The sequence below is a fragment of the Candidatus Zixiibacteriota bacterium genome (genome assembly GCA_029860345.1).
Taxonomy (GTDB): Bacteria; Zixibacteria; MSB-5A5; order GN15; family FEB-12; genus JAJRTA01.
This window is the reverse complement of sequence record JAOUBJ010000005.1, coordinates 123,532-146,399: the sequence shown is the minus strand read 5'-3', so window position 1 is coordinate 146,399 and position 22,868 is coordinate 123,532. Positions and strand designations below refer to the sequence as shown.

22 protein-coding genes are annotated in these 22,868 nt (G+C 53.2%); 18 read left to right on the top strand and 4 right to left on the bottom strand.

Annotated features, from left to right (window positions below; translation table 11 throughout):
* The first annotated feature begins 228 nt into the window (after positions 1-228).
* The 14 genes from OEV49_07085 (at position 229) to OEV49_07020 (ending at position 13,317) form a co-directional block, all read left to right on the top strand.
* Positions 229-582, top strand: a complete 354-nt coding sequence (locus OEV49_07085) for an NADH-quinone oxidoreductase subunit A (GenBank protein MDH3890833.1) — start codon at positions 229-231, stop codon at positions 580-582.
* Positions 573-1,085 carry an NADH-quinone oxidoreductase subunit B gene (locus OEV49_07080; protein ID MDH3890832.1) on the top strand — a complete coding sequence of 171 codons (513 nt, stop codon included), beginning with the start codon at positions 573-575 and terminating at the stop codon, positions 1,083-1,085. The genes OEV49_07085 and OEV49_07080 overlap by 10 nt, the downstream gene beginning before the upstream one ends.
* Positions 1,086-1,104: 19 nt before the next feature.
* Positions 1,105-1,575 carry an NADH-quinone oxidoreductase subunit C gene (locus OEV49_07075; GenBank protein MDH3890831.1) on the top strand — a complete coding sequence of 157 codons (471 nt, stop codon included), beginning with the start codon at positions 1,105-1,107 and terminating at the stop codon, positions 1,573-1,575.
* Complete coding sequence (locus tag OEV49_07070) at positions 1,575-2,678, top strand: NADH-quinone oxidoreductase subunit D (GenBank protein MDH3890830.1); 1,104 nt, start codon at positions 1,575-1,577, stop codon at positions 2,676-2,678. Before OEV49_07075 ends, OEV49_07070 begins: the two co-directional genes overlap by 1 nt.
* On the top strand, positions 2,675-3,742 hold the full coding sequence (gene nuoH / locus OEV49_07065; protein MDH3890829.1) for an NADH-quinone oxidoreductase subunit NuoH: 1,068 nt from the start codon (positions 2,675-2,677) through the stop codon (positions 3,740-3,742). The genes OEV49_07070 and nuoH overlap by 4 nt, the downstream gene beginning before the upstream one ends.
* A 6-nt stretch (positions 3,743-3,748) precedes the next feature.
* Positions 3,749-4,513 (top strand): 4Fe-4S binding protein, encoded by a 765-nt coding sequence (locus OEV49_07060; GenBank protein MDH3890828.1) that lies wholly within the window; start codon positions 3,749-3,751, stop codon positions 4,511-4,513.
* Positions 4,500-5,006, top strand: a complete 507-nt coding sequence (locus OEV49_07055) for an NADH-quinone oxidoreductase subunit J (GenBank protein MDH3890827.1) — start codon at positions 4,500-4,502, stop codon at positions 5,004-5,006. The genes OEV49_07060 and OEV49_07055 overlap by 14 nt, the downstream gene beginning before the upstream one ends.
* Positions 5,006-5,305, top strand: coding sequence for an NADH-quinone oxidoreductase subunit NuoK (gene nuoK, locus OEV49_07050; GenBank protein ID MDH3890826.1), 300 nt, complete (start codon positions 5,006-5,008; stop codon positions 5,303-5,305). The genes OEV49_07055 and nuoK overlap by 1 nt, the downstream gene beginning before the upstream one ends.
* Before the next feature lie 10 nt (positions 5,306-5,315).
* Entirely contained in the window at positions 5,316-7,409 is a 2,094-nt protein-coding gene (nuoL, locus tag OEV49_07045) for an NADH-quinone oxidoreductase subunit L (GenBank protein ID MDH3890825.1), read from the top strand.
* 22 nt (positions 7,410-7,431) lie between these two features.
* Complete coding sequence (locus tag OEV49_07040; GenBank protein MDH3890824.1) at positions 7,432-8,922, top strand: NADH-quinone oxidoreductase subunit M; 1,491 nt, start codon at positions 7,432-7,434, stop codon at positions 8,920-8,922.
* A 4-nt stretch (positions 8,923-8,926) separates the two neighbouring features.
* Positions 8,927-10,435, top strand: a complete 1,509-nt coding sequence (locus OEV49_07035; GenBank protein ID MDH3890823.1) for an NADH-quinone oxidoreductase subunit N — start codon at positions 8,927-8,929, stop codon at positions 10,433-10,435.
* Positions 10,436-10,510: 75 nt separating this feature from the next.
* Positions 10,511-11,164: a DUF502 domain-containing protein gene (locus OEV49_07030; protein ID MDH3890822.1), complete on the top strand. Its 654-nt coding sequence runs from the start codon at positions 10,511-10,513 to the stop codon at positions 11,162-11,164.
* Entirely contained in the window at positions 11,161-12,066 is a 906-nt protein-coding gene (locus OEV49_07025) for a CBS domain-containing protein (protein MDH3890821.1), read from the top strand. The genes OEV49_07030 and OEV49_07025 overlap by 4 nt, the downstream gene beginning before the upstream one ends.
* A 48-nt stretch (positions 12,067-12,114) precedes the next feature.
* Positions 12,115-13,317 (top strand): sodium:calcium antiporter, encoded by a 1,203-nt coding sequence (locus tag OEV49_07020; GenBank protein ID MDH3890820.1) that lies wholly within the window; start codon positions 12,115-12,117, stop codon positions 13,315-13,317.
* Here the strand turns inward: OEV49_07020 and OEV49_07015 are convergent.
* On the bottom strand, positions 13,314-13,997 hold the full coding sequence (locus OEV49_07015) for a hypothetical protein (GenBank protein MDH3890819.1): 684 nt from the start codon (positions 13,995-13,997) through the stop codon (positions 13,314-13,316). The genes OEV49_07020 and OEV49_07015 overlap by 4 nt on opposite strands.
* Before the next feature lie 4 nt (positions 13,998-14,001).
* Positions 14,002-15,132 carry a Na/Pi symporter gene (locus OEV49_07010; GenBank protein MDH3890818.1) on the bottom strand — a complete coding sequence of 377 codons (1,131 nt, stop codon included), beginning with the start codon at positions 15,130-15,132 and terminating at the stop codon, positions 14,002-14,004.
* A gap of 699 nt (positions 15,133-15,831) precedes the next feature.
* On the opposite strand from OEV49_07010, the gene OEV49_07005 reads away from it, so the two are divergent.
* Positions 15,832-16,170, top strand: a complete 339-nt coding sequence (locus OEV49_07005) for an STAS domain-containing protein (GenBank protein ID MDH3890817.1) — start codon at positions 15,832-15,834, stop codon at positions 16,168-16,170.
* Between the two features lie 26 nt (positions 16,171-16,196).
* On the opposite strand, the gene OEV49_07000 is transcribed toward OEV49_07005, so the two are convergent.
* Complete coding sequence (locus OEV49_07000; protein MDH3890816.1) at positions 16,197-16,475, bottom strand: hypothetical protein; 279 nt, start codon at positions 16,473-16,475, stop codon at positions 16,197-16,199.
* A gap of 279 nt (positions 16,476-16,754) precedes the next feature.
* Positions 16,755-19,493, bottom strand: a complete 2,739-nt coding sequence (locus tag OEV49_06995) for an insulinase family protein (GenBank protein MDH3890815.1) — start codon at positions 19,491-19,493, stop codon at positions 16,755-16,757.
* A 154-nt stretch (positions 19,494-19,647) separates the two neighbouring features.
* Here OEV49_06995 and OEV49_06990 point away from each other — a divergent pair, with 154 nt between their 5' ends.
* From OEV49_06990 to secF, 3 genes are all read left to right on the top strand, one after another.
* On the top strand, positions 19,648-20,070 hold the full coding sequence (locus OEV49_06990; protein MDH3890814.1) for a hypothetical protein: 423 nt from the start codon (positions 19,648-19,650) through the stop codon (positions 20,068-20,070).
* Positions 20,071-20,167: 97 nt separating this feature from the next.
* A complete protein-coding gene (secD, locus tag OEV49_06985; protein MDH3890813.1) occupies positions 20,168-21,919 on the top strand; it encodes a protein translocase subunit SecD in 1,752 nt (583 codons plus the stop codon).
* 18 nt (positions 21,920-21,937) lie between these two features.
* Positions 21,938-22,867 (top strand): protein translocase subunit SecF, encoded by a 930-nt coding sequence (gene secF, locus OEV49_06980; GenBank protein MDH3890812.1) that lies wholly within the window; start codon positions 21,938-21,940, stop codon positions 22,865-22,867.
* Position 22,868: the final 1 nt, after the last annotated feature.

Genomic DNA, 22,868 nt, shown 5'->3' with positions numbered 1-22,868 from the left:
CATACCGAGCGTTCATGGTTCGACTCCGCTCACCATGAGGTGGCCATTAACGAAACCCGTACACCTCACTCTGACTGCCCCCCAAACTCACCCTGAGCGAATCGAGAAGGCACCAAACTCCGCAAAAAACATCTTGACTTATGGGCGCACCAGCCTTTCTTTCGCCAACGTTATTTGTGAATTCGGTCACATGGACACGAGTTCACCGGAAATGAGAGGTATTGAGAAATGTCCGAGTACCTGGCGGTCTTGATTTTCATCTGTGTTGGCGCCGGGATGGTGCTGTTTACGTTCTTCTTGGCCCGTCTTCTCAGGCCGCATAATCCATACCCCGAGAAAAACGTCAACTACGAATGCGCCGAGTTGCCCATCGGTAATTCCTGGATCAAGTTTCACAATCGCTACTATATCTTCGCGCTGATCTTTGTCATCTTCGACGTCGAGGCGGTCTTCCTGTTTCCGTGGGCGGTAGCATACGGCCAACTCGGCCTCTACGCCCTGGTTGAAATGGTGATCTTCATTTTGATATTGTTCTTCGGACTCGTCTACGCCTGGAAAAAGGGAGCCCTCAAATGGGTCTGATCAAAAAAGTTCCGGTATATGCTGAACAAATTCCAGGTGGCGGGATTGTCGCCACGCAGCTTGAATCCATTCTCAGCCATTCGCAGGCTTGTTCCATGTGGTATCTTCTGTTCGCGACCGCTTGCTGTGCTATCGAACTTATGTGCACCGGCGCCTCACGCTATGACTTTGATCGACTCGGCATGATCTTCCGCCCCACGCCCCGGCAGGCCGATCTGATTATTGCCGCCGGTACAATTACCAAAAAGATGGCGCCACGCTTGCGTCGACTGTATGACCAAATGGCTGAGCCGCGCTACGTGATCGCCATGGGAGGATGCACCATCAAGGGCGGACCGTTTTACTATGACAGCTATGCCGTCGAGAAGGGGATCGACCATATTGTCCCGGTCGATATTTATATACCCGGATGTCCGCCACGACCGGAGTCGCTTTTGGAAGGTTGCCTTCATCTCCAAAAGAAAATCAAGTCGCAGAAGCTTGCTGACTGGCACGAAAAATAGCACGACAGGCATGACCGACATGAATAAAGACGAACTCAAAGAGAAGATACTCAAGCTCAGCCAGGGAACGATGACCCCTTCAGAGAGTGGTGTCTTCGATCTGATGTTCGATGTGAAGCCGAGCGACCTTATGAAAGTCGCGCTGATGCTTCGCGACCACGAAAACCTCAAGTTCGATTTTTTGAACAACATCTCAGGTGTCGACACCGGCGAACGGTTTGAGGTCGTCTATTCTTTGTCTTCCATCACGTTCAGCCTGCGCCTCGACTTCAAGGTCGCGCTCCCATACGATCAGGCGGTGATCGAGTCCACCAAAGAAGTTTGGCCGGCTGCCGAATGGCACGAGCGTGAAATCTGGGAGCTGTTCGGGATCGACATTGCCAACCACGGCGACTTGAACCGATTCCTGTTGCCGGACGACTGGGACCAGGGTTACCCCATGCGCAAAGACTGGGATGCACCCGACTTCATAAGGATGCCACAGCTGTAATGGCCAAGCTGCGAACCGAAGAATTCCTGGTTAATATGGGGCCGCACCATCCCTCAACGCACGGCGTCTGTCGCCTGGTGTTGACCATGGATGGTGAAAAGGTAGTGCATATCGAGCCGGTAATCGGCTATCTTCACCGGGCCATAGAGAAGATTTGTGAAAACCGCACCTATCCGCAGTGTTCGCCCATGATGGATCGGTTCGAGTATGTCACGGCCATGGCCTCGGATCATGTCTACGCCCTGGCCGTGGAAAAACTGGCCGGATTGGAAGTGCCCGAACGGGCCGAGTATCTGCGGGTCATCATGGTAGAGCTGAACCGCATTGCCTCACACCTGATTTTCTGGGGCGTGACGGCCATGGATGTCGGCGCCTATACGCCGTTTCTCTACGGCCTGCGTGAACGCGAAGATATTATCGACTTGTTCGAGATGACTTGCGGACAGCGCCTGACCTACAACTACATTCGCATCGGCGGTGTGTCGCAGGATATCCCGGACGAGTTCGTGCCCAAGTGTCGGGAGTTTATGGATAAACTGTGGGGCAAGTTCGCCGACTATGAAGGACTCTTGAACGAAAATCCGATCTGGCTGGTGCGCACCAAAGGGATCGGCGTACTCACGGCTGAGAAGGCCATTGCCTTCGGTGCATCAGGGCCGGTACTGCGCGCTTCGGGTGTCGATTACGATGTCCGACGCGACGACCCTTACTCGATCTATGACAAATTTAATTTTGAGATACCTACTCAGAAAAACGGCGACTCCTACGACCGGTTTATTCAACGCATCGATGAGATGAAAGCGTCTTTGAGAATCATCGAACAGGCGCTGGACAATCTGCCCGAAGGCGACATCAAGTGCAAAGTCAAACCGAAGTTCAAACCGCCGGCAGGCGAGGTCTACTCGCGTATCGAAAGTGCGCGCGGTGAGATGGGGGTATACATTCGCTCCGACGGCAGCACCAAACCGGTGCGGGTCAAACTGCGCGGCAGCTCATATAATCATCTCAGACTGGTGCCGGAGATTGCCACCGATGTATTGATTGCCGACTTGGTGACCATATTTGCCACCCTTGACATTATCATGCCCGAGGTTGATCGATGAACCCTCCGGTTATTGCTATCGGTGAACTCCACGGCGTTTTCAAATGGCTACACGAGCTATTGGTCTCAATCGGTCTGCCCGAGCCGCTGCAAAACATCGTCATGTACGGCGCACTCGGCGTGACGGTGTTCAGTGTGCTGTCATTGTTCGCCCTGTTCCTGGTTTGGTGGGAACGAAAGATAGCAGCCCACATCCAACAGCGTTTCGGTCCTATGCGCGTAGGTTGGCATGGTTGGTACCAGACGGTTATGGATGCGCTTAAACTACTGCAAAAAGAAGACATCAGAATCGAGACACGTGACAAGATCGTATTCTTTTGGGCGCCTATCGTCTGTTTTGTGGCCGCCTTTTTGGCCTATGTTGCAATGCCGTTCGGTCGTGGCTTGATCGTGGCCGATCTCAATATCGGCATTCTGTACATCATGGCCGTAACGACGTTCACCGTCATCTCGCTCTTGATGGCTGGCTGGGGTTCCAACAACAAATATGCCCTGCTGGGCGGGATGCGCTCGGCCGCTCAGGTGGTCAGCTACGAGGTGCCTATGGTAGTATCTCTGCTGGCCGTTATTCTCTACACCGGTTCTTTGTCGATGGTTGACATTGTCGAAGCGCAATCCGGCTGGTTCAACTGGTTCATCTTCCGTGTGCCCTTCGGACCAATTGCTTTTGTAACCTATACAATCGCCGCCATCGCCGAAGCCAACCGCACGCCGTTTGATATTCCAGAAGCCGAACAGGAATTGGTGGCCGGGTACAATATCGAATACTCAGGTATGAAGTTCGCCATGTTCTTCCTGGCCGAATTTGTAAATATGTTCACGGTGTCTGCAATCGCCGCAACTGTATTTCTCGGCGGTTGGAACGGTCCCTGGTTGCCTTCGTGGGTGTGGTTCCTGGGCAAGACGCTGCTCATGGTCTTTTTCCTGATGCTGGTGCGATGGACCTATCCAAGGTTGCGCGTCGATCAGTTGATGGAGTTCGCCTGGAAATTCCTGGTACCGGTAACGTTCGCCAATCTGATCCTGGCCGCAATCCTGAAACACTACGGGCTCTACTGGGAGTAGGACGGTATGCGTATACTTGACCATATCAGAAACCTGCTCAAAGGCCTCGGCATAGCTGGTAAACATTTGGGCCGCCATGCGATCACTATTCAGTATCCCGAAGAGCGTATGGATATGCCCGAACGTTCGCGCGGCATCGTGGTTCTGCTGTCCGACAAGGAAACCGGCGAACTCAACTGTACGTCCTGCGAACTGTGCATGCGAGCCTGCCCCACGGCCGCCATCAAAATCGTTGCCCATCGTGATGAGAATAAGAAAAAGGTGCTCGACGAATTTGTCGTCGATAACGGTCTTTGTTGCTTCTGCGGACTGTGTGAGGAAGCGTGCAACTTCAGCGCTCTCAAGATGGCGACCAAGTATGAGTTTTCCACGCTTGGCAAGGACGAACTCATCTGGGATGTGGACAAACTTCAACAGGTGGGCCGCGACGTTGACTATGTCGACACTCGCAAGAAGAAAAAGCCAAAGCCGGACAAACCGGCCGAAACCAAGACCACCAATGATAGTACAGCGCCGGCCAAGAACGATCCACCAACGGATAGCGCAAAACCGGCAGCCGGTACGCAAGAAAAACAGACGGCAACGCCTGTACCTGAGGCTGATGGAAAGGATACCACAACATCACCGGAGGCTGTCAAGGAACCACCGGTCGTCGCCGATCCGGATCTCCCGGCTGATCCGCCCGAGGTGACCAAGCCGACGGTCGCGAAAAATCCCGCTCCCGGAAACGAAGACAAAGAACAGGGAGGTCAAACCGATGGAACTTCTTGAGCCCGGCATCGTCTTCTGGATTCTCGCCTTGGTGATCCTGGTCTCCGGCCTGCTTGTGGTGACCCTTAGAAATATCTTCCACTGCGCGCTCTGCCTGATTCTCTGTTTGTCGGCGGTTGCAGGAATCTATATTCTGTTGGGCGCAGAATTCCTGGCCGCAGCGCAGGTGTTGATCTATGTGGGAGCAGTGGCCATACTGATTGTGTTCACGGTCATGTTGACCACCGATCTGGGGTCGAGCAAAACACTCCAACACAACCAAAACGGCACCATCGCCTTTGTCGTATGCAGCCTCTTTGCCATCGGCGCCCCCTATCTCATCAAGGAGACGGGAGTGTGGCCGCCCGCCAAGGGAGACTTGATCGCCGACAACGTCGGTAGTATCGGCAAATATCTGATGACCGACTTCATGTTGCCGTTTGAAGTAGTGTCGGTGCTCTTGTTGGCTGCCTTGATCGGCGCCATTGTCCTGGCCAGGAAGGAGCGCTCCTGATGTTTTACTATCTGGCATTGGCGGCGGTTCTTTTCGCCATCGGATTGTTCGGCGTTCTGACACGCAGAAACGTTATCGGCATTTTGATGTCGCTCGAGCTGATGTTCAACGCCGCCAACATCAATTTTGTCGCTTTTAACAAGTTTGTTGCAACGGATGCGCTGGTCGGGCAGATGTTCGCATTGTTCATCGTTGTCGTCGCGGCGGCTGAAGCCGTAGTCGGTCTGGCTATCGTGCTTCTGATCTATCGCAACTGGCGTGGAATTGGTATGGACAACCTTAATGTGATGAAGTGGTAGGATAACAAGCATGACTGAACATTCATACCTGATCGCGCTGCTTCCCTTGTTGTCCTTCGTTCTGATCGTCTTCTTCTTGCGATGGAATGAGAAACTCTCGGCAGGTGTTTCAATTGCCGCGATTCTCTCGTCCTGGGCCATGTCGGTTATGGTCCTTATCGAGCAACTGTCGGCGCACGGCCAAGCCTACGAAATGTTTTACAAGTTTGTCGAGTTCACCCGTTTCGCACCGGAGATAGGTATCCTCATCGACCCGCTGGCGGCCGTGATGTTGGTGGTTGTAACCACCGTTGGCGCTTGTGTGCAGATTTACTCCATCGGATACATGCATGGCGACCCCAGGTTCAGCCGGTTCTTCTCGTACTTGTCACTCTTTTTGTTCTCGATGTTGGGACTGGTTCTGGCCAACAACTTTTTCATGATCTTCATCTTCTGGGAGTTGGTCGGCTTGACAAGTTATTTGCTGATCGGCTTTTGGTTTGAGAAAGCATCAGCGGCCAACGCCTGCAAAAAAGCGTTTCTTACAACTCGGGTGGGCGATCTCGGCTTTTTGGTAGGACTTTTTCTACTTGCCGTTTATGCCGGGACTTTCAACTATGGTGAGGTCTTCGACAGTGTGGCAGCCGGCATGATTCCAACCGGCATTCTGACAGCCGCTGCCATCTTTATATTCTGCGGCGCCGTCGGAAAATCGGCGCAGTTTCCTCTGCATGTCTGGTTGCCGGACGCCATGGAAGGACCCACGCCGGTCTCGGCGCTGATTCATGCCGCCACCATGGTCGCAGCCGGGGTCTACTTGGTGGCCCGTTCGATGAGTGTGTTTGTAGGTTCGGCGGAAGCGTCAATGGTAGTGGCCGTCATCGGATTGGTAACTTCATTTATGGCCGGGTCAATCGCCTTGGTACAAAACGATATCAAGCGAGTGCTCGCCTATTCAACCTGTAGCCAGTTGGGTTACATGATAATGGCGCTCGGTCTCTATGGTTACGACACCGCGGTGGGGGAACATTCACCGGGATTCTACGCCGGCACTTTCCACCTGATGACGCATGCATTCTTCAAGGGACTTTTGTTCTTAGGCGCCGGTTCGGTGATTCACGCCGTGCACACCAATGATATCCAGAAGATGGGTGGTCTCCTCGGCAAACTAAAGATCACCGGTCCGACGTTCATTATCGCATCGTTATCGATAGCCGGGATCTTCCCGCTTTCCGGGTTTTGGTCCAAAGATGAAATTGTGGCGGCCTCATCGCACCATCCCATCTTCTTCGTCTTCACGTTGTTGATTGCATTCATGACTGCATTCTACATGTTCCGACTTTGCTTCTTGACCTTCTACGGCGAGCCGCGCGATAAGGAACGTTTCGACAATGCGCACGAGTCGCCAAAGGTGATGACCTACCCGTTGGTCTTCCTGGCCTTCCTGTCAATCTTCGCCGGTTGGGTGGGTATACCCTGGATCAAGCATGGTTTCGCGTCGTTCGTGTCGCACGGTGAGGGATACCATCCGCATGCAAACTATCTTCTGATGGTTGTTTCGACCATCGTGGCGGCTTCGGGTATCGGGCTGGCCTACTTGGTCTACTACAAGAAATCAATCAGCGCAGACAGCCTGGCCGAGAGATTCAAACCGCTCCATACGTTGCTGTACAACAAGTACTACTTCGATGAACTGTACGAACTGATCCTTCTGCGACCGACAATGGCCTTTGGTCGTTTGATGTGGCGTTTTGACGCCGGTATAATCGACGGTCTGGTCAATGGCGCGGCTCGGTTTACTATCGTGTGGTCGGATATCAAAATGTGGTTCGATAAATGGATCGTTGACGGCGCTGTTAACGGGTCCGGATGGATTGTCCGTCAGGGAGCCGACATCCTGAGGTTTTTCCAGACCGGTCACGTCCAATTCTATACGTTCTTTGCGATGCTGCTGATCGTTCTGCTGGCATTTGTCAAGCTGGAAATGGGATCGCCGGACAGAGAGGGTGGGTTGCCTCTATTGTCAATCCTCTTGACGGTCGGTATCATTTTCCTCGCCGCCCTCTCAAGATCGATCGGACAGCAAGCATCGGCCGCCGAAACAAAAGAGAAAGAACCTGCCTGAGTTTGGAGGATAGATCAAAGTTATGGAAATCCCGTATCTGAGTTCATTGATATTCGTTCCCATTGTCGGGACGGTGGTGGTGATGCTGCTCCCAAAAGAAAACCACAAGAGCATTCGTTGGACGGCGACCATCATCAGCCTGATTCCCATGTTCCTCTCTTTTTGGCTCACTTGGGACTACTTCGTCAACTTTTCCGGTTCGGCGGCCATGGCCTACCAGGAGGGACCGTACAGCTGGATACCGAGCCTGAACATCCAGTACTTTCTGGGCGTCGACGGCATCTCGGTGCCGATGTTGTTCCTGACCGGACTGTTGAGCACGATTTCGTTGATTGCATCGTTCGGCATTACCAACCGCGTCAAAGAATACTTTGCCTTCTTCCTCCTTCTGGAAGCCGGCATGATGGGCGTGTTTGTAGCCCTTGACTTTTTTCTCTTCTATGTGTTCTGGGAGATCATGCTGGTGCCGATGTATTTCCTGATCGGCGTCTGGGGGGGACCACGCAAAGAGTACGCAGCGATCAAGTTCTTCTTGTATACGTTGTTTGGCTCCATCTTCATGTTGATATCGATTCTGATTCTGTACTTCACGTCGGAACCGCACACGCTCAACATGATGACCCTGCTGGAAACCAGCCCGGCGCTGTCGCACACTTTGCAGATGGTCTGCTTCATCTTCTTCTTCATAGCCTTCGCAATCAAGGTACCTGTATGGCCGTTCCACACCTGGCTACCTGATGCACACGTGGAGGCACCCACGGCAGTATCGGTAATCCTGGCCGGTGTCTTGTTGAAGATGGGAACTTATGCCATGCTGCGAATCAGTTGGCCGATGTTCCCCGAAGCGCTGCGCACGCTGTCGTTCTGGATAGCCCTGCTCGGCGTCATTGCGATAATCTACGGCGCCTTGGTGTCAATGGCGCAAAAGGACCTCAAAAAGCTGGTGGCCTATTCATCGGTGTCCCACATGGGTTATTGCATGCTCGCACTGGCTGCTGTTTCATCGGTGACGGCCATCGCCGGATGCATGTTTCAGATGATCTCGCACGGTTTGATCACCGGCGCATTATTCCTATTGGTCGGAGTCATCTATGACCGCGCCCACACCCGCGAAATAGCAGCCTTTGGCGGACTCGGCGCCAAACTTCCGATTTACTCCGGCATTATGGTGTTCTTCTCGATGGCTGCCCTCGGTTTGCCGGGCATGAGCGGGTTCATAAGTGAGTTCATGATTTTTGTCGGCGCTTTCTCGGCCTTGAACAAAGTGCTGGTCGGCATCTCGGTGTTGGGCGTAGTCCTGGGCGCCGCCTACATGCTGAGGATGGTGCAGAATGTATTCCTCGGTGAGTTTGATCTGGCCAAGTGGGGCGGCCTGAAAGAAATCAACATTCGCGAGTTGGTGACGGTGGTTCCGTTGATGTTGTTGACATTGTTCGTCGGCATCTATCCGAAGCCGCTGAGTCTATTGATGAACGCGACTCTGGAGAATCTGATAACTTTGATGGCGCGGTAACAAAATGGAATTCGAGCTACCCGATTACAGTCTGCGTCTGATGCTGCCGGAGATATTTCTGTTTCTCTGGTCCCTGGTAGTCATCCTCTTCGACCTGATCACAGGACGAAAAAAAGGTGATGCCGTCGGCTATCTGACACTGGCCGGACTCCTAATCTGCGGCGGCCTGCTGTCGGTCACCGGCTACGGCCGTGGCTTTGGGAGGATGTTCTTCAATGAACCGATGGCTCTCTTTTTCAAAGTCATTTTTCTGGGCGCCGCCTTTATGGCCGTCGGCAGTTCGTTTAGCATCACCCGACAACGAATCGTAAACCACAGAGGCGAGTACTTCGGGTTGATTCTGATGTCGACGGTTGGGATGATGTTCCTTGCTTCGTCGCAGGAATTGTTGTCGCTGTGGATCGGATTGGAACTTACGACCATTCCGTTGTTTATCCTGGCCGCCTTTTACAAGGACGACAAGCTATCCGTTGAGGCCGGTATCAAGTACTTTGTCTTTGGCGCTTTTTCGTCGGCCTTGTTGCTCTATGGTCTTTCGTTCCTCTACGGTATGTCGGCCACGACTGAAATCGTGCCGATGAAGATGAACCTGGCGGCCATGTTCATCGCGCATGGATCTATCGGGGTGGTTCCGATGGTGGCCTTGATCATCATCATCGCCGGACTGGGTTTCAAGTTGGCCTTGCCGCCGTTCCATCAATGGGCGCCGGATGTATATGAAGGCTCCCCGACCCCGATTGCCGCTTTCTTATCGGTCGGCTCAAAAGCGGCGGGTTTGGTTGCGTTTTCGAAAATCTTCGTCAACGGTCTCTGGGCCTTTTGGGGACGTGAGATGGCCCCCAACGATTGGGGCTACCTGGTCGGAATTCTGGCCTGTGCCGCCATGATCTACGGCAACGTGGTGGCTATCAGGCAGACCAACATCAAACGCATGTTGGCGTACTCGTCAATTGCCCAGGCCGGCTATATGATGATCGGTATGGTCGCCGTCAACGAATGGGGCCTCGAAGCCGTCAGCTTCTATATGTTTGCCTACATGTTTGCCAACATGGGTGCCTTTGCCATCGTGGCCGTGGTCGAAGACCGGACGGGATCGTGCCAGTTGGGAACCTACCGTGGTTTGTCACAGTCTTCGCCGGGAATTGCGGCGGCCATGGCCGTGTTTATGTTGTCGCTGGCCGGCATCCCGCCGCTGGCCGGTTTCTTGGCCAAGTACAAGGTGTTTGCAGCTGCTGTGTCTTTAGCTTCGCACAACGAACTTCACTCCTGGTTGTACTGGGTGGCCGGTGTCGGTTTGATTACGGCTGTGTTTTCGTTGTACTACTATGCCAATGTTATCAAGCAGATGTATTTCTCAAACGCCGCCTCCCCTTATAGCCTCAAGCCTGATGCACCGGCCGTGGCAGTCATAGCCATTGGATTGATTGGTGTTGTACTTTTCGGTATCTATGCTGAGCCGATTCTTCAATTTGTCTCCGATATCCCATCGGCCGCGGGCGTGATCCCCAGGTAGACGTTGGATAATTGTTGACACCTTCCTTGCTCGCTGGTATAATCATTTCGGTGTTACACAGGGACGGGTGTCTGAATGAAGTTGCTTGATACAGTAAAAGCCATCGTCAAACGCCACTTCGTAAGCGGCGTTCTGGTCGTGGTGCCGTTGATCCTGACATACCTGGTGCTGAAAGTTTTGTTCGAAGTAGTCGACGGTCTGCTGGAACCTGCTTTGCATCGTGTAGTCGGGTGGTACTACCCCGGACTGGGAATCGTGACCACTATCTTGCTGATTATCCTGGCCGGTTTTTTTACTCGCAACTTAGTCGGAGCTCGACTCTACCGTCTGGGGGATAGCATCCTGGTTCGCATGCCGCTCATTCGTCCCATTTACTCGGCGGCCAAACAACTGTTGGAAGCTATCGCCCTGCCGACTGTCGACTCGTTCAAAGAAGTGGCGCTGGTGGAGTACCCCCGCCGTGGCGCCTACGCGCTCTGTTTCGTGGCCAAACGCCCGGTAATGGAGATCAACGGGGAGACAAGCCAGTATGTCACCGTATTCGTACCGTCGACACCGACGCCCGTGTCCGGGATTGTACTTGTGGTGCCGGCGAGTGAGGTCATGGCGGTAAACATGACCGTGGAAGAGGGTGTCAAGTTCCTGGTTTCAGGAGGTGTGGCGTCACCGACCACATTTCAATGCCGACCGCAAAGTAGTTCGAACGAAAAAAGAGAGGTAGTTAAGTGAATCTGGCCAACCTGATAATGGAACGGCGTATTTCGATAAACTTACGGGCAAAGACCAAGGATGAGGCGGTTATCGAACTGCTCGATTTGATCAAGCATGAAGGTGTGCAACTGGATTTCGATTCAATCCTCAAGTCGATCAGAGAACGTGAAGATATCGAAAATACATCCTATGGTCATGGCTTTGCTTTTCCTCATGCTCGCACCGATGCGGTTAACGAACTCTACATTCTGATAGGCGTTTCCAAAGAGGGCTTGGTGGGCAAGACCGCAGACGGGATACCTTCGCACGTCATCTGCCTGCTTCTGACCCCTTCAACTATTGCTAAGTTGTATCTGCAGATGCTGTCCGGGTTGGCTGCTTTCGGGCGAGTCGATGGTACTCTTGAGAAAGTACTGGCCGTGACAAGACCGGTCGACCTTATCAAGCTAATCAGCGACGCCGGTCTCCAGGTCGACAAAGAGCTGATGGTCAAGGACGTTATGCGTCATAAAGTCGCCTGCGTAACGCCGGACAACACGCTCAAAGACGTGGCCAATGAAATGTTCCGTTTTCGCCTCTCTGCGCTGGCCGTGGTCGACGAAAGAAACAAGCTACTGGGCGTCATCGATGATCGGGATTTGATCAAGGCGGCCCTGCCGGATTACAAGTCGCTCATCTCCAATCTTAACTACTCAATGGATGTCGAGCCGTTCGAGGAATTGCTCAAGCAGGAAGACAAAATCAAGGTGTCGCAACTCTACCGCTCCGACTTCGAGGTGACAACGCCCGATACCCGCATTGTGGAAGTGGCTGCCATGATGATCTTCAAGGATGTGCGCCGGGTGTTTGTTTGCCAGAACGAGAATCTGGTCGGCGTGCTGCTGCGCAAAGATATCGTGAGTATGGTAATAAGGGGATGATCAGGGCATCACGACTTTTATTGAGTTCCCCGAGTATCCAGTAGTAAAATGAGTCACCAACCAGGTAAGTACACAACTTCACCCGGACTCTATGTAATGATGGCGACGACGCTTGCCGCCACTATTCCCGGTTTCTACCTGGGCATGACGGATTCCGAGGTTGGCCCGATTGTCGGCAGCCTCGTGTTTGGTTTCGCTATCTTCGGGTCGGCATTCTGTCTGGCGTGGGCAGCGGAGGCGGCGCAGATTGACATCTCGGAGTCGTTGGCGGTTGCTATCCTCGCTCTCCTGGCAGTGCTGCCCGAGTACGCCGTTGATTTTGTATTTACCTGGAGGTCGGCCCATGATCCCTCGCAGGCGCCGTTAGCTATCGCAAACATGACCGGTGCCAATCGACTGCTGGTGGGTCTTGGCTGGCCGGTGGTGCTGTTTCTATATGTCTGGGCGAAACGTCGCAAAGAGATTGTCATGGATTCCACGCAACGGGTGGAGATATTCTACCTTGCCATGGCCACGCTGTATTCTTTCACGATTCCGCTGAAGGGCAGTCTTAACCTGATCGATACGGTTATCCTGGTGCTGATGTTTGCGATGTACACACGGCGGGCGGCCCAAATGGAAACCATCGAGCCGGAATTCGTGGGACCGGTAAAAATCATCGCTAACATGAAAACCGTTCCACGCAGAGTGATGACCGTGTCCCTTTTTGCTTGGGGGGGCGCGGTGATTTTCTTTTCCGCCCATCAGTTCGCAGACTCATTAATCTATCTGGGCGAGGAACTTGGCGTTGATAAGCGTCTTTTGATCCAGTGGCTGGCGCCATTGGCGTCCGAGGCGCCCGAATTCATAGTCGCCGCCACGTGGGCGCTACGCGGCGCCGCCAACTCCGCCATCAAAGCGTTGATCTCGTCGAAAGTGAATCAGTGGACACTTTTGGTGGGCACGATTCCGTTGGTCTACGCGATCAGTGGTAGTGCGATAAAACCTTTTGTTCTGGATAGTTTCCAGCAGCACGAATTGCTCTTGACCGCAGCGCAATCTCTGTTTGGTGTTGCTGTTCTAGTGAATCTGAAGTTCAATCGCAAGGAAGGTCTGGCGTTGCTGGTGCTCTTTTTGGCTCAGCTTGTCTTCTCGGAAATCCGTTTGGAAATGATGGCAGTTTATTTGGCCTTGGCGATCATATATCACATTGTGCAACGTCGAGAGCTTCTGCCGGCCATGCGCATGGGTCTTGGTCTCAAGAAGCGCTAAGATTTTTTCGGCTTCTTCTTCTCTCTAAATCCGATGCGCGGGAATGGATTCACAATCGAACTGGCGATATTAGTAAGGTGCGCGTTGATCCGTTTTAAGAAGCGGGCGTACATGCTCAATGTCACAGCGTCGGCCGTATCGAGGCTTTTGTCCTTGCCGGCTACGATACTGGCGATGATAGCCTCCACTTTCTTGCCGGTCTCCACCTCAACCTGCATTACCTCGCGAGCCAATGATTTGTCCTGTGTCTTCAGAATCCGGATAACCTTGGCGAAAGCCTCCTCATTAGTCTCCTCAATCTCCTTCAGCATACCTTCGTGCTTGCCGCCGCTCAACCGCTTCTTGTGCATACTGGCCAGGTCGACGATGTTCTTGGTGTAATCGCCGATCCGCTCGACGTCAATCACGATCGAAATCAAAGCCATGCCGGGGGCAAGGTTGTGCGTACCGGCAATGGTCAGGTGGGTCATCACCTGTCTGCGAACCTGTCGTTCGAACTTGTTAATCTTGCGATCGGTTTTTCTGATGTCGAAGGGGAGTTCGTCACTGTCGGATTCGCGAAGAGTCTTGCGAGCCGCATCGAACATATTCTGATCGAACTCCATCATGGTGAGCGTGGTCTTGAAGGCTGAGTCAAGTAGGTTTTCGGAACTAAACAGTTCTTTGAATTTACTAAACATCTATCTACTCCATCAAATATATAACGATTCCGGGAATCACAAAGAACACTACAACTATATACGCAATCGGAACCAGTTTGGACCTGGTCGTGAGCTTACCCAGCGTTTCGGCCAGGAAGATCGGCACGCGCTTGAGAGGCCAGAAAATCGCAATGCCGAACACGTTGAACATAAGATGAGCAAAAGCCACTGCCACGGCATCGACCGATCCGGTGACAAACGAGGCCAGGAAGGCCGTGATTGTGGTCCCCACGTTGGCGCCCAACAGGTAGGGGTATATCTGGACGGCGTTCAACACGCCCGCGCCTAACAACGGCACCACAATCGAAGTGGTAATCGATGATGACTGGACAAGAACGGTGATGGCCATACCGAGCAGGAAACTCAAGACCGGCGTGCGGAAAATATATCTTTGGAAGAATTTCTCAACCCGCGCCAGGACTAATGTCTTCATCACTTTCACAATATAACGCAGCGCCACAAACATCATTATCAAAGCCAGGACAACTGCGACGTATGGATTGTCCCCGGTCAGCTGAATAATCCACTCTGCTACCGGCTTGGTGATCGCACCCAAAAAAGAGGTGAACTTGAGTCCTCCGAAATCGGAAAACTGAATCTGCAGGACACGCGCCGACTTCTCAATCATGTGAAAGTACGATTCGAGCGGCAACAAGATAGCCACAGCGCAGACGTTGAAGAAGTCGTGTAACATCGAACCGGTGAAAGCACGTTGGAACTCATCACGCCGCGAAATATGACCCAGGGAGACAATGATGTTGGTGACCGATGTGCCGATATTAGCGCCCATGACCATTGGAATTGCACTGGCCAGAGGTAATACATTGGGACCAGATGCAGCCAGGCGCACGATGAGTGAGGTCGTAGTAGACGATGACTGCACGATAGCCGTCGCCAACATTCCGATCATCAGACCGAGCACCGGGTTCGAAGTCGATTGAAAGATCGTCTCGGCGAAACCTTTGCCGAACAGCTTGAAGGTGGACCCCAATAGTGTGATCGAGAGGATGAACAGGTAGAGCAACCCGGCCATGACCGCCAGTTTCAGGGCAACAGAATCCCCTGGCTTAAATTGCGAACTATAGGGTCGGCCGGAGTCGACGGTGGTGGTCATTTAGACGGGCTACTCTTTGGTATAACGTCCGATTTTTGCGGGGAATATATCCTCGGCGTTTTACATGTCAAGAAGAATGTAGCTTTTTCTTTCAGCAGTCTCGCATTCGCTCTGATCCCGGCGGGTGGCACTCTCAAACTCGGTTTGGGGCTGGCGATAATTCGCTTAGCTGCGCTTCGCGGCTTGTCATTCCACAAACTGTGCCCGCTGAGTCTTCAGAAATGGCGGGTGAAAGCTTCACCCTGAGCGGAGTCGTAGGGTGAGTCCATTCAAGTGGCGTTGGGCGACCCCGCCCCGACCAAGCAGGCTGTATCCCAATGTGGTTTCGCGCAAGTTCCTCCGGTTCCTGCGTTCGCCGAAGGTGAGCCTGTGAACCGGAGGTCTCAAAGATTGCTCTTTCACAACCCCTTATTGAGAGTCGCAGGGTCACAACCACGCCTGGGGCGTGGTCAGGACACTGCGAAACCACATTATAACACAGCCAGAAGGTTGGAGACGGCCACACATCGGGATCAGACCCATAGATAATCGCCAAAGGTGACCGGAAATCGGTGGTTTGCTCGCGTTTTTGGGTTTTAGGGTTGAATCTCCCGATTCAAAAGTGCATATTTGACGGCAAGTAGAGACAGCATCGGAAACCAGGGTCACTCACCTTGCGGACGGGTAACCTGGTCTCGAATCCGGAGGAAAGGTCAGAGTATGGAGTTCACTATAGGTCAAAAGGACGAAACGCAAGTCATCACAGCATCGGGCAAGATCATGGGTGAACCGGATGAGGCCTCCTTGGTGGAGGCTGTTAATGGGTTGATAAACCAAGGTCACACCAATGTTGTGATGGACCTATCCAAGGTTACCTGGATGAACTCAAGGGGCATTGGCATGTGTATTTCAGCCTTGGTGTCGTTGCGCAACAAAGGAGGGGACTTCAGGCTGGCCGGAGCCTGTGATGTGGTCTCCTCGATAATGGAGAAGTGCCGGATAGACCGGGTCTTCAAATGTTTTGATTCAGTCGATGAGGCTATCGCGAGTTTTCGCTGACGACACAAGAGTAGTCAGCGCCAATATCAGAACCAGCCGCCCTTCTTTTTCTTAGCCTCGCCAACCATCACGTGAACGATATCGTCCCATTGAAAAAACACGGAGCCTGAGGGCAGTTCGGCACACAGAACGTCGTATTCTTTCAGGACAAGAACGGCGTCAAATGTGGTCGTCCCGGATTCCTGCGAATTGCACAAGGAACTGATGGTGATCTTAATCGACTCCCCCTCATTGCCACGCACGACATCATCAGCCAGCCACCCTTTTCCTTCAAAGAACCGTTTCCACACTTCACCTTTGGTCATGTTTTAACTCCACGGGTTATCTTTCATGTCATATTGTCTGTTTCGTATTCTATACAGCCGGATGGTCCGGACCGTTGGGCTTGTTGGCAGACTTGTTCTGCTCCCAAGCGTTGCGGTAGGTCTTGTCCCGCCCTGGCGGGATGTGGCCTGCCGCCTTTGCCCGGCATGTAGTTATGTGTCAGGTCACAACCACGCCTCCGGCGTGATCAAGACCCAACACAACGGTGCGGCGGTTTACCAACACACTCTTTCGCCCGGTTGTCATGTCCATCAAGCCCGTTACTCCTTCTTGCCCGCCGAAGCCAGCACGTAAGCATCGGTATTGAAATACCTGGCTGTGACACGGCGGATGGCATCGGCAGAAACTTCTGAAAGCGCCTTCAGGTAGGTCTGATCGTGGCCCAGCGGTCGTCCCAGATACTCATTCACGGCCAGCCAGTAGGCTTGGTTGACACGCGACAAACGAGCCCGGCCAACGCTCCCCCAAATCTGATTTCGAGCCGTATTGATCTCCTTATAAGTCGGGCCGTCGAGTTTGAGTTTGTCGATTTCCAACAGGATACCGTCAAGCGCCTTTTGATAATTCTCGTGCGAGGTCCCCATGACACAATACAACCATCCAAACTCGCGGTCAAAAACAGTCCCGGCGCCGACCGAGTAGGCCAACCCCTGCTTCTCGCGCAGGTTCAGATACAGCCGGCTGTTCAGGATTGAAGTAGCCACGGCCAGAGCCGGCACGTCCGAACTACTGGCTGATGGAAGGGGGTTGCCAAGATACATGCTGATCTGTTTGGCCTCCATTTCACGGTGAGCCGTCAATGGTTCTGCCCTTGAGGCCGGAGCAGACACCACAGTCGGCGCCGTACTGACCGCCGGGAACAGACCGAAGTTACTCTTGACCCAACTCATAATCGTGTCGATCGGCAAGTTGGTGCCAATGCTGAGGATCATGTTGCCGGGCGAGTAGATTTTCTTGTGGTGTGCGATGAGATCCTCGCGAGTTATCGAACCAATACTTGCTGCTGTCCCGGCCACCGGCTGCCCAAAAGGACCGTCACCAAGAAAGGACTGATAAAAAAGGCCGCGGGCCACCTTGCGGGCAGATCCGGCGCTACGACCGAGAGCGCCGATAAGCGAAGAACGGACGTTTTCGGTTTCAGTCGAATCAAAGGTCGGATTCAAGAGCAGGTCAGCGAACAGATCAAAACCCTCGCGTGCGAATTCATCAATAGTCTCGAATTTGATGAATGAAAACCGACGCGTCGTATAGTGATCATCGTATGGTATCCACGGGTTGTCGTACATGGTCAGGTTGGCGCCGATGCGAGACAGGTCCCTGGAAAGTTCAGCGGCGTCGCGGTTCACGGTTCCTCTTTCCAGGCAATGGTTGACAAAATCGGTGATTCCGGCTTTGCCGACCGGCTCGTTGGCGTTACGGTTCTTGCCGATAAGGCTGACTCCAAAGACACGGCTGTCGGGACTGCTCTTGATGATCACGGTCAAACCACTGACCATCAACTGCCGGTGATACTCGGCCGGGTCCAGCAGAGCCATTTCTACCGAATCCGGTTCGGGATAGGTGAGGGCCTGACCTTTGGTCAGATCATGCTCGGCGATCTCGGCTGTCTCAAAGTGACTGGTGACTTCATCGACCGTCATTTCGGCAGGCAGCCAGGCGCTATGGGTTGAGTCGACTAATGGTCGAACCACGGTAGCCACAAAGTTTGGCTCATCCAGCCAGGCGGCAGCGGCTTGTTGGGCCTGTGTCCAGGTGACTTTGGATAGTTCCGGGCCGTAGTTCTCAACCGCCTCCCATCCGGATGTCATGAGCATGGGGGCGATCATGAAGCCCAGGTAGTGCAGTTTCTCGGAGTTGTAAATCTCTGAGCACTTGGTGCTGGTTATAATTCCGGCAATAGTCTCTTGATCGGCCTGGTGGGAGCTTGCCTGCTTCAATAGAGCCGGTACCAGGGCGACAATGGAATCGACATTGTTTGCGTTTTCGGTGATGATTGAAACCGTCAGACGCGAGAATTCCTCGCGAGTATCCAGATAGAGGCCGGCCTCTGAAGCTAACGGCGAAGCTCCCTCGGTTAGTGCCTTGACCAGCGGCGAGGCTCCGGCCATTCCATAGTATTGCGATAGCAGATCGAACGGCAAATACATACTGTCGCCGTGATGCGGCGCGGTGAACGAAAACTTGATATAGGTCGAACTGACATCAGCAACCGTATCGAAAACATGACCGCCCGATAGATTGTCACCCGTTGGCTCGGCTTCGGCCCTCTCGGGCGCTATACCCGTTTCGATCCCGCCGTAAATCGAGGCCACGCTCTTTTTCATGTCGGCAGTTTCAAAATCACCGATAACCAAGAGCACCATATTGTCCGGCCGGTAGTATCGTTTCCAGTAATCGATTATGGCTTCTCGAGGAATATTGGCAATAAACGACTCATACCCGAGGACCGGGCGGTCATAATCGGTGCCTATGAACGCTTTTTCGGTGAAGAACTTCTCAGCCGCCCAGCCGGGGGAGTCGATATCACGCTTGATCTCCTCAATCACAACTCCTCGTTCCTTGGGCAGCTCTTCGTCCGGAAATGTAGAATTGAACAACATGTCGGACATGGTGACCATGCCGAAATCAGCATACTGTTTGGGCATCAGGACGAAATAGGCGGTCATCTCTTTGCGCGTAAAGGCATTGATATAGCCGCCCAGATCGCGTATCGAACCGTCGATCTCCTCACGGCTTTTGTTAATAGTGCCGTCAAAAAGCAAGTGCTCCAGAAAATGGGTGATACCGTTCTCAAATCGGGACTCGTATTTGCTCCCTGATCTGACAAAGACCATCGCTGCGACCATCGGAGAAGCGTGCGTTTCCTTGAGAATCACTTCCATTCCGTTGTCCAGATGGTAAGTTGTGCCGGCCGCTTGTGCCATTCCGGCCGTAAGTATCGTTAAGATGATGCAGCCCAGTGCCGCTTTTGAAACCGTTTTTGCCCTGCTGTGGCTCATAGCTTTCTCCTGCAAAAGTGCTGGTTACTGGTCAAGTTCATGGTCTTCTCGAACGATAAAAGGATATACTATCGAGTCCCAGCAATCAAGTCAATCCAGTCTCAAATTTGCATTGACTTGATCGCGATAGATGTTATATTCGCCCGACTTGATTATGAATGAACTGACCAAACATATCGCCCGAGCCGGTCGGCACAAAGCCTTGCTTTGTCTGATACTGCTTTTGACCCTGGCAGCCGTGGCTGACCGGTTTTGTCTACAAACTGATCAGGCAACCGGCGACTCCAGCCGGATACTGACGACCGGGATACCGTCTTCTGATTCAGATCCCGGTAATAGGGCTTCAACCAGTGCTCCCTCAGGCGATGATTCAGCAGCTCAGTTGGTGCCGTTTGTTCTGCAAAAGGACAATGGCCCCGGCCGCACCAAACTCCGCCGTGGGATCGGCGGTCGGTCGCCGGTTTGGTCCGACACAGATGTGCATGTCGGCGCCCTTTGCACCACCGCCCCAATGATCGACACCAAACTCAGTCGACAGTTCACATTGGTGGGCGCGCGACCCTCCGGCACCAGTTAGCTCCTCATACGTCCGGCCGATCATCTGGCTGCGGACGCTTTTGCCGAAATTCACTGAAAAAATCAATAACGTCTCGATAAGCTGAAAAGGATTGCTTATGTCAAAACACAACTGGCGCATTGGCCTCACCATCATTCTGGTCGCCCTGGCCTGTATTGCCTTCTGGGACACTTTTAAGCTGTGGACCATGACCGATTCAGACCGGGTCACCATGCAGGAAGACGATCCCGGTGGCCTGCTAAAGTTACAGCAGGAGGCTATCCGGCTGGGTTTGGATCTCCAGGGCGGTATCCATGTGGTACTGCGAGTCAAGCTGGAAGAACTCGACCAAGGAGCGCAGGAAGACGCCGTTGACCGCGCCATGCAGGTCATCCGCAACCGCGTCGATGGTCTCGGTGTGGCCGAGCCGACAATAGTCAAACAGGGCAATGATCGAATCATCATTGATCTGCCCGGATACACCGATGCCAATCGGGCCGAGGAGTTGATAGGTCAAACGGCGCTGTTACAGTTCAAGCTGATGGAGACGGCTGAAAACGCCAATCTTCTACTGACCCGCATAGACTCCGTGATTGCCGCCTACGAGAGAGAAAAGAGCGGCGAAGAGACATCCGAAGAAGCGGTCGAAAGCGACGACCTGACCGCCGAACTGACTGCCGACACTTCGACCGATGATTCAACCCAGACCGGCAGCGATGATGTCATTGCAGACTTACTGGGCGATGACACCACCGGCGCGGACACCAGCGACCTGTTTGCTTTTGATGAAACCGGCGCTCTGGATGAAGGCGACTATCCGCTGACCTCACGTCTGGAGCTTGCTCATTACAATAGCAGCACCGGTACAGCCTGGCCCAAATTCGCCATCAACAAACGCGATCGCGAAAAAGTGGAACGATGGCTGCAACTGCCGGCGGTGGCCAATCTGCTGCCGATCGATGTACAGTGGTCCTGGTCGACCCGATCGGAAGTACGCAACAACCGTGAGGTCCACTATCTATACCTGTTGAAACGCAAAGTGCAGTTCCTGGGCAAGTTCCTTGAGAATATCGCACTTGGTCGTGATCAGATGGGTGGGTTCGTGGTTAACTTCAGCCTCTCCGGCGACGGTGCGTCTCGGTTTGCCCAGTTGACCGGCGCCAATATCGACAAGCCGCTGGCCATCCTGCTGGATGACCGGGTGGAGTCGGCGCCGTTCATCAGCAGCAAGATTCGCCGTCGTGGACAAATCACCATGGGTGGAACGGCGTCGATAGATAACGCTCGCAATATGGAGATCGTGCTTAAAGCCGGCGCTCTCCCGGCGCCCGTTGAGATAATCGAGAAAAACGTGGTTGGCGCCACCCTGGGGGCGGACTCGATCAGCAAGGGATTCAACGCCTCACTGCTCGGTCTTGCCCTGGTCCTCGTGTTTATCGCCATTTACTATCGTCTATCAGGATTCATTGCCGATATCGGTCTATGCTTCAACATATTCTTTCTGCTGGCCGTCATGTCGGCGCTGGGTGCTACCCTTACCATGCCTGGAATCGCCGGTATCATCCTGACCATCGGTATGTCGGTCGATTCCAACATTCTGATTTTCGAACGCATCCGGGAAGAGTTGCGCACCGGAAAGACCGTGCGGGCATCAATCGATGCCGGATATGATCGCGCCTTTGTTGCCATTTTCGACTCTCACGTCACAACCCTGATTACCGCCGGCGCGCTGTTCCTTTTGGGCTCTGGCCCCATCAAAGGTTTTGCGGTGACCCTATTCTGGGGAATTGTGATTTCACTCTACACGGCTTTTGTGGTGACCAAACAGGTCTTCGATTTCCGCAAAGGCTATCGCAAACTGAGTATCTAACCGAGAGGAACGAAGTATATGTTTAGAATTGTCAGCGATACCAAAATAGATTTCATCGGTGTCCGCAAGTATGCCTTCGTTATCTCGTTGGCCTTGGTGGCCCTGGGTATCTTTGCTTTGTCCATGGTGATCACGGGCAAAGCCAACCTGGGGATCGACTTTGCAGGCGGCACCATGATTATCGGCACCTTTGAAAACGAAGTCGCTATCGATGATATGCGATCAGCTATCTCAGCCGACTTCCCGGCCGCCATGATCACGCAACTGTCCGACTTCGAGGAACCGAATGCTTTCATCGTCAAGGTCAAACGACCGGAGTCCGAAGCCGAGGGGCGGGATCGCTCTGCTCGGTTGAAAGAGATCATCGGCACCAATTTTGAAGGGAATACATTTACCATCCAGTCGGAACACATCATAGGTCCGGCCGTCGGTGAAACCCTGCGTAACGATGCCCAGAAAGCGGTGCTTCTGTCCCTCTTCTGCATTGTTGTCTACATTTGGGTCCGGTTCGATTTTCGAAGCGGCATAGCGGCCACAATTGCCACTTTTCACGATGTGCTGGCCGTGCTGGGGATTACCTACCTGCTCAATATTGAATTCGACTTGTTGTTGATCACGGCCTTGTTGACCCTGGCCGGTTACTCTCTGACCGACACGGTGGTGGTCTATGACCGCATCCGTGAGAACCTAAAGAAGTTTCGCTCCAAAGGCGAATTCGCCGCGTCCGTGAACGCCTCGATCAACGAAGTGCTTTCACGAACGGTAAACACGTCATTGACCACGCTGTTGGTCGTGGGAACGCTCTTCTTCCTGGGTGGTGAAGTACTCCGCACTTTTGCGTTGGCTTTGATCCTGGGTGTTATTGTTGGTACTTACAGCTCGGTCTTCGTGGCCAGCCCGATCGTTGTCGAGTGGGAAGCCCGCAGTCCCAAAAGGTTCAAGCGCTAAG

What these genes read in the sequence shown, in the direction of transcription:
- OEV49_07085 (MDH3890833.1), top strand. Translation starts at nt 229, where the DNA reads ATGTCCGAGTACCTGGCGGTCTTGATTTTCATCTGTGTTGGCGCCGGG.
- OEV49_07080 (MDH3890832.1), top strand. Translation starts at nt 573, where the DNA reads ATGGGTCTGATCAAAAAAGTTCCGGTATATGCTGAACAAATTCCAGGT.
- OEV49_07075 (MDH3890831.1), top strand. Translation starts at nt 1,105, where the DNA reads ATGAATAAAGACGAACTCAAAGAGAAGATACTCAAGCTCAGCCAGGGA.
- OEV49_07070 (MDH3890830.1), top strand. Translation starts at nt 1,575, where the DNA reads ATGGCCAAGCTGCGAACCGAAGAATTCCTGGTTAATATGGGGCCGCAC.
- nuoH (MDH3890829.1), top strand. Translation starts at nt 2,675, where the DNA reads ATGAACCCTCCGGTTATTGCTATCGGTGAACTCCACGGCGTTTTCAAA.
- OEV49_07060 (MDH3890828.1), top strand. Translation starts at nt 3,749, where the DNA reads ATGCGTATACTTGACCATATCAGAAACCTGCTCAAAGGCCTCGGCATA.
- OEV49_07055 (MDH3890827.1), top strand. Translation starts at nt 4,500, where the DNA reads ATGGAACTTCTTGAGCCCGGCATCGTCTTCTGGATTCTCGCCTTGGTG.
- nuoK (MDH3890826.1), top strand. Translation starts at nt 5,006, where the DNA reads ATGTTTTACTATCTGGCATTGGCGGCGGTTCTTTTCGCCATCGGATTG.
- nuoL (MDH3890825.1), top strand. Translation starts at nt 5,316, where the DNA reads ATGACTGAACATTCATACCTGATCGCGCTGCTTCCCTTGTTGTCCTTC.
- OEV49_07040 (MDH3890824.1), top strand. Translation starts at nt 7,432, where the DNA reads ATGGAAATCCCGTATCTGAGTTCATTGATATTCGTTCCCATTGTCGGG.
- OEV49_07035 (MDH3890823.1), top strand. Translation starts at nt 8,927, where the DNA reads ATGGAATTCGAGCTACCCGATTACAGTCTGCGTCTGATGCTGCCGGAG.
- OEV49_07030 (MDH3890822.1), top strand. Translation starts at nt 10,511, where the DNA reads ATGAAGTTGCTTGATACAGTAAAAGCCATCGTCAAACGCCACTTCGTA.
- OEV49_07020 (MDH3890820.1), top strand. Translation starts at nt 12,115, where the DNA reads ATGAGTCACCAACCAGGTAAGTACACAACTTCACCCGGACTCTATGTA.
- OEV49_07015 (MDH3890819.1), bottom strand. Translation starts at nt 13,997, where the DNA reads ATGTTTAGTAAATTCAAAGAACTGTTTAGTTCCGAAAACCTACTTGAC.
- OEV49_07010 (MDH3890818.1), bottom strand. Translation starts at nt 15,132, where the DNA reads ATGACCACCACCGTCGACTCCGGCCGACCCTATAGTTCGCAATTTAAG.
- OEV49_07005 (MDH3890817.1), top strand. Translation starts at nt 15,832, where the DNA reads ATGGAGTTCACTATAGGTCAAAAGGACGAAACGCAAGTCATCACAGCA.
- OEV49_07000 (MDH3890816.1), bottom strand. Translation starts at nt 16,475, where the DNA reads ATGACCAAAGGTGAAGTGTGGAAACGGTTCTTTGAAGGAAAAGGGTGG.
- OEV49_06995 (MDH3890815.1), bottom strand. Translation starts at nt 19,493, where the DNA reads ATGAGCCACAGCAGGGCAAAAACGGTTTCAAAAGCGGCACTGGGCTGC.
- OEV49_06990 (MDH3890814.1), top strand. Translation starts at nt 19,648, where the DNA reads ATGAATGAACTGACCAAACATATCGCCCGAGCCGGTCGGCACAAAGCC.
- secD (MDH3890813.1), top strand. Translation starts at nt 20,168, where the DNA reads ATGTCAAAACACAACTGGCGCATTGGCCTCACCATCATTCTGGTCGCC.
- secF (MDH3890812.1), top strand. Translation starts at nt 21,938, where the DNA reads ATGTTTAGAATTGTCAGCGATACCAAAATAGATTTCATCGGTGTCCGC.